This is a genomic window from Aminobacter sp. P4_H6_2 (genome assembly GCF_056400805.1).
Genome location: NZ_JBFUKO010000405.1, coordinates 1 through 4,897, shown reverse-complemented (window position 1 = coordinate 4,897; position 4,897 = coordinate 1). Strand labels below are relative to the sequence as shown.

Annotated in this window: 8 protein-coding genes; 4 read left to right on the top strand and 4 right to left on the bottom strand. The window is 61.8% G+C overall.

Annotated features, from left to right (window positions below):
* The coding region (locus AC1DUU_RS22910) for a hypothetical protein (RefSeq protein ID WP_476785683.1) at window positions 1-254 on the top strand (254 nt) is incomplete at its 5' end.
* Window positions 255-493: 239 nt separating this feature from the next.
* Here AC1DUU_RS22910 and AC1DUU_RS22905 read toward each other — a convergent pair.
* The gene (locus tag AC1DUU_RS22905; protein WP_476785682.1) at window positions 494-1,012 is read right to left on the bottom strand and encodes a Kazal-type serine protease inhibitor family protein; all 519 of its coding nucleotides are present in this window, start codon (window positions 1,010-1,012) and stop codon (window positions 494-496) included.
* A 422-nt stretch (window positions 1,013-1,434) separates the two neighbouring features.
* On the opposite strand from AC1DUU_RS22905, the gene AC1DUU_RS22900 reads away from it, so the two are divergent.
* From AC1DUU_RS22900 to AC1DUU_RS22890, 3 genes are all read left to right on the top strand, one after another.
* Window positions 1,435-1,647 (top strand): cold-shock protein, encoded by a 213-nt coding sequence (locus AC1DUU_RS22900; protein WP_067959476.1) that lies wholly within the window; start codon window positions 1,435-1,437, stop codon window positions 1,645-1,647.
* Between the two features lie 329 nt (window positions 1,648-1,976).
* Complete coding sequence (locus AC1DUU_RS22895; RefSeq protein ID WP_018428999.1) at window positions 1,977-2,189, top strand: cold-shock protein; 213 nt, start codon at window positions 1,977-1,979, stop codon at window positions 2,187-2,189.
* Between the two features lie 202 nt (window positions 2,190-2,391).
* Window positions 2,392-2,823, top strand: a complete 432-nt coding sequence (locus tag AC1DUU_RS22890) for a BA14K family protein (RefSeq protein WP_476785681.1) — start codon at window positions 2,392-2,394, stop codon at window positions 2,821-2,823.
* Window positions 2,824-2,892: 69 nt separating this feature from the next.
* Here the strand turns inward: AC1DUU_RS22890 and AC1DUU_RS22885 are convergent, their stop codons facing one another.
* The 3 genes from AC1DUU_RS22885 to AC1DUU_RS22875 all read right to left on the bottom strand — a co-directional run.
* On the bottom strand, window positions 2,893-3,534 hold the full coding sequence (locus AC1DUU_RS22885; RefSeq protein WP_476785680.1) for an MBL fold metallo-hydrolase: 642 nt from the start codon (window positions 3,532-3,534) through the stop codon (window positions 2,893-2,895).
* 134 nt (window positions 3,535-3,668) lie between these two features.
* Window positions 3,669-3,959, bottom strand: a complete 291-nt coding sequence (locus tag AC1DUU_RS22880; protein WP_476785679.1) for a hypothetical protein — start codon at window positions 3,957-3,959, stop codon at window positions 3,669-3,671.
* A gap of 150 nt (window positions 3,960-4,109) precedes the next feature.
* Window positions 4,110-4,897 (bottom strand): branched-chain amino acid aminotransferase (locus tag AC1DUU_RS22875; protein WP_476785678.1); only part of this gene is annotated, 788 nt, incomplete at its 5' end.

Here is a 4,897-nt window from a genome sequence, read left to right as displayed (position 1 = left end):
GCGAAGAACCCCTGCCCCCTTATGTGATGATGGAGATCGAGGAACTCCTCGGCAGCCTGCCCGAAAAACTCGCCACGCTGTTTTGGCCAAGACCCTGGCCCAAAGACGAGATGATGGTGATGACCCGCCTCATCGCCACGGAAACGGGCGTTGCCGGCACCTGCAACGATCCTGTTTGCCGCCGTTCTGCGCTGTGCCGGGCGCAGGCGATCGGCAAGGACGGTCCGCCATGCGGCGCATCCTGGGTCCGATGAAGCGTTGACCCGGCTCCAAGGCGGCTTTGAAGGGCTCGCGCTCGCATGGATGCTAGCCGAGCGTACAGACGCGGTAGTCCGCGACAGCCTAGCCGCCAAAGTACCGCAGCACGGCAATCGAAAGAAAGGCAAGCCGTCCCGACCCGCAAGAAAGCGGTAACCTTGCTACGGGGAAATATCCTCGATTGCTGCAACGAGAACCTCCCGGCATCTTGTGCCAGGAGGGTTGTCAGATGGTTTTAGCACGGCCCTTGGTCGGCGACGCGAAAGCCGGCAGATTCCGCCTCGCAGGCATTGGGGAACGTGCGCAACGAGCCGCCGCGCTGGCCGCAGACCGGCCGGTATTCCCTGGTGCAGAATTGCTGGTTGCCACCGCCGCCACCATTCCAGCCACCACCGCTACCGCCACCGCCATTCCAGCCACCGCCGCCACCGCTACCGCCGCCATTCCAGCCGCCGCCACCGCCGTTCCAGYCACCGCCACTGCCACCGCTGCTGCCACGGCACTCGCCGCCACGGACGATGCGGAAGCCGGCAGCTTCGGCCGTGCAGGAGTTGGCAAAGGTCTGGCGCTCATTGCCGCGCTGCGCGCAGACCGGGTCATATTCGCGCGTGCAGAATTGCGGGCCAGGGCCAGGACGTGGCGGGAGTGGCCTTGGTCCGGGGCCCTCATCCACCACCACGCAGGATGCGAGCATCAGCGACAGCAACGAGGCGACAGTTGCTTTTCGTGCAAAGGTCTTTGCCGAAAACGTCATGGAAATATTCCCTCTTGTTCCCGCCCCTCGCGGGAATTGTTTCAGCCCCTGCCCCGATCCTGGCGATTCTGTCAACGATATCAACCCGCGCTCGACCTGCCCCTGGGGACGCGGCAATCTGGCCAATGGCGGTGTTTAGGAATGCCGTATATGAGTGCGACGCTGCGAAGTGTCGCCGCGATCATCTTGCAACCTTCACGTTTCCGTGTCATATAAGTCTCAGTTCGGGCGTTTGCTGACCCGGAGACTGGAACGTTTTGCACGACCCTTTCCCCGATACTGTGAATCTCTGACGACCCCGTGACTCGGCGGGGGGTTTAATCGTGCGCAAATGCATGACCGCCAAGCAAAACCACCGACTTGCCGCCGACGCCAGGCGGATGGCRGGTCCAGACCACTGAACGGGTGAAGGAGTTCTCCCAATGACCCAGACCGGTACCGTAAAGTTCTTCAACGCAACCAAAGGCTTCGGCTTCATCACGCCGGATGGTGGCGCCAAGGACGTTTTCGTCCACATCTCCGCTATCGAGGCTTCGGGCCTGCGCACGCTCGTCGACGGCCAGAAGGTCAGCTTCGACGTCGAGCCCGACCGTATGGGTAAAGGCCCCAAGGCGGTCAACCTCCGCGCGGGCTAAGTCTCGCCTGTTTGAATTGATTGACTGAGGGCGCGATGGGCAACCGTCGCGCCCTTTGTTTTTGAGGCCACGTTCGGCGCTATCGCCCCGGCTTGATCGGCGACAAGTCCCGCGGGCCGTTCGGTTCGATCCGCATGCCAGGACATTGAACCCCGAAACGTTCCCACAGGCCAAGAAAACCCGGCATTTCCGGGGCAAACGATACTGCTTTTGGACGGTAGCGGGCGCGAAACTTTTGCTTGCCGATCACCCAAAAATGAACGACAAATTTCTACTTCGGGCATTTGCCGGCCCGAAGACTGGAATTGATGGGATCAGAGGAGTTCCCCATGCCGCAGACCGGCACCGTCAAGTTCTTCAATCATGCCAAAGGCTTCGGCTTCATCACGCCGGACGACGGGGCGAAGGATGTCTTCGTCCACATCTCGGCCGTGCAGGCGTCGGGCCTTCCCGGTCTTGAGGATGGGCAGAAGGTTTCTTTCGACACCGAGCCGGACAAGCGCGGCAAGGGTCCCAAGGCGGTCAACCTGACCGTCGGCTGAGCCCAGTAAAACGGTCGGAGTTCATGCCCCGGCCGCATTGCTCGAATGCTTCGCCGCCACGCCGATTGGCGGCTGTCGGCCCTATTTAGTTCGGCTCCTCGCCTGAAAATCCGTTCAGGCTGCGTTCAGGCTCGCTCCGTTAGACATATTGTCGACGCTAATTTCCGGCCTTGATACGGGCCGGACGGCGAAGGAGACCGACATGAACCGCACCATCAAAACCCTCGTTCTTTCGGCAGCCGTTGCTGCCACCACGCTCGCCGCCCTGCCCGCGGCCGAGGCTGGTGAGCGCTGGCGCCGCTACGATCACGGCCACAGCGACAACACCGGCGCAATCGTCGCCGCCGGCGCGCTCGGCCTGATCGCCGGTGCGGTCATCGCTGGCAGCGCCAATCGCCCGCAGCCGGTCTATGATGATTATTACGAGCAGCCCCAGCCGCGCCGCGTCTATCGTCAGGATTATTACCAGCCGGCCCCGCAGCGTCGCGTGGTCTACTCCAGCGGCGGCTATGGGATGGAGCCCTGGACGCCCGAATGGTACCAGTACTGCTCGGACCGCTACCGCAGCTTCAACCCGCGCAGCGGCACCTTTACCGGCTATGATGGCGTTGCGCGCTTCTGCGCCGCCAACTGATGCTGAACTGATAAAAAACGGCGCCACTGTCAAAGGTGGCGCCGTTTTTTTGGTGAGAAAAGCTACGCTTCAGACGAGATAGGGGTTGCTGCGGCGCTCGTCGCCGAAACGGCTGCCCGGGCCATGGCCGCAGATGAAGCCGATGTCGTCGCCGAGCGGCAGAAGCTTTTCCTTGATCGAGCGGATCAGCGTGTCGTGGTCGCCGCCATAGAGGTCGGTGCGACCGACCGAACCCTGAAACAGAACGTCGCCGACATGGGCGAACTTCGCGTCGCGGTTGTAGTAGACGAGATGACCGGGCGCATGGCCGGGGCAGTGCAGCACCTCGAAGACGTGGGTTCCAAACGAGACGGTCTCGCCCTCGGTCAGGAACCGGTCTGGCACGCAATTGCGCACCGAGCCGCCCATGCCGAACTTCTGGGCCTGGGTCACCAGGTTGTCGAGCAGCGGCTTGTCAGCCTCGTGGGGGCCGATGATGTTGACGCCCAACGCGTCCTTGAGTTCCATCGCCCCGCCGGCATGGTCGATATGGCCATGGGTCAGCCAGATCGCCGTGATCGTGATGCCGTTGTCCTTCAGCACCGACAGGATGGTTTCGACATCGCCGCCTGGATCGACAACCACACCGGTCTTGTCGTCGGTGTCATAGAGGATCGTGCAGTTCTGCTGGAAGGGTGTGACCGGCACGATCCCGGCATTGAGCTGTCCCATGGCTGTCCTTTCTGATCTTTGCCCCCGACATAGGATCACACAGGCCGCTCGTCCACTGCGTTCAGATCGTTTACTCGCCCCAAAAATGAAATGGGCGGCCGAAGCCGCCCAATCCGATTCTGCCTGAAATGAACTTACTTCTTCATTGCGCCCATGACCGCGCCCACGATCGCAGTCAAGATGGCGCCGCCGCCAGCACCACCAACCACATTGCTCAGAATCCCGCTCATGGCGCTCGCCGTTGCGGGATCAGCCGCGCCGCCGAGAAGGCTGCCGAGGATCTGACCGCCTGCAATACCGCCGACGCCGCCAGCGATCAGCTTGGTCACCTGCCCCATCGCTGCCGTGGTGATTGCCGCGCCTACTGCCTGTCCACCAATTACGCCGGTGACAATTTGTATGATGATCGGAAGAAGCGATTCCATAACAATTCCCTCCAATTGCGTGCCGGCCCTCATAATGCCGACATCAACATCAGACGCCGAAATCGGCGAAAGTCAAATATGACCTTACGCAACGAAAAGGGGCGGTTTGAAAACCGCCCCTTTGACACTGTCAGCTATTGAATTTGTTTATTATTCAGCGGCAATCGCGTGCCTGGGCTGAACCGCGGCCGAATAGTCGTTCATCAGCGTCTTGGCGATCTCGCCAACCTCGAATCGGTACTGTCCAATCTCGGAAACCGGCGTCACTTCAGCTGCCGTGCCGCTCAGGAAGCACTGCTCGAAACCAGCCAACTCTTCCGGCATGATGGCGCGTTCGATCACTTCGATGCCGCGGTCGCGGGCAAGGCCGATGACCGTGCGGCGGGTGATGCCGTCCAGGAAGCAGTCCGGTGTCGGCGTGTGCACCTTGCCGTCCTTGACGAAGAAGATATTGGCGCCGGTGGCTTCGGCCACCTGGCCGCGCCAGTCGAGCATCATCGCATCGGCATAGCCCTTGGCTTCCGCCGCATGCTTGGACAGCGTGCAGATCATGTAGAGGCCGGCGGCCTTGGACTTCGACGGCGCGGTGCGCGGGTCAGGGCGGCGCCATTCGGCGATGTCGAGGCGGATGCCCTTCAGCTTCTGCGCCGGGTCGAAATAGCTTGGCCACTGCCAGATAGCGACGGCGACATTGATGCGGTTCTTGTGGGCGGCGACGCCCATTTCCTCGCTGCCGCGCCAGGCGATCGGGCGCACGTAGGCGTCCTTGAAGCCCTGCTTCTTCAGCAGTTCGCGGCAGGCATCGTCGATCACGTCCACCGAATAGGGAATGGTGAAGCCCAGGATGCGGGCCGATTCATGCAGGCGCTCGGTGTGCTCGGTGAGCTTGAAGATCTCGCCGCCATAGGCGCGCTCACCTTCGAACACTGCACTTGCAT

Excerpts from the sequence above, each read along its gene's own strand:
- AC1DUU_RS22895 (WP_018428999.1), top strand. The coding sequence starts at position 1,977 with ATGCCGCAGACCGGCACCGTCAAGTTCTTCAATCATGCCAAAGGCTTC.
- AC1DUU_RS22885 (WP_476785680.1), bottom strand. The coding sequence starts at position 3,534 with ATGGGACAGCTCAATGCCGGGATCGTGCCGGTCACACCCTTCCAGCAG.
- AC1DUU_RS22900 (WP_067959476.1), top strand. The coding sequence starts at position 1,435 with ATGACCCAGACCGGTACCGTAAAGTTCTTCAACGCAACCAAAGGCTTC.
- AC1DUU_RS22890 (WP_476785681.1), top strand. The coding sequence starts at position 2,392 with ATGAACCGCACCATCAAAACCCTCGTTCTTTCGGCAGCCGTTGCTGCC.
- AC1DUU_RS22880 (WP_476785679.1), bottom strand. The coding sequence starts at position 3,959 with ATGGAATCGCTTCTTCCGATCATCATACAAATTGTCACCGGCGTAATT.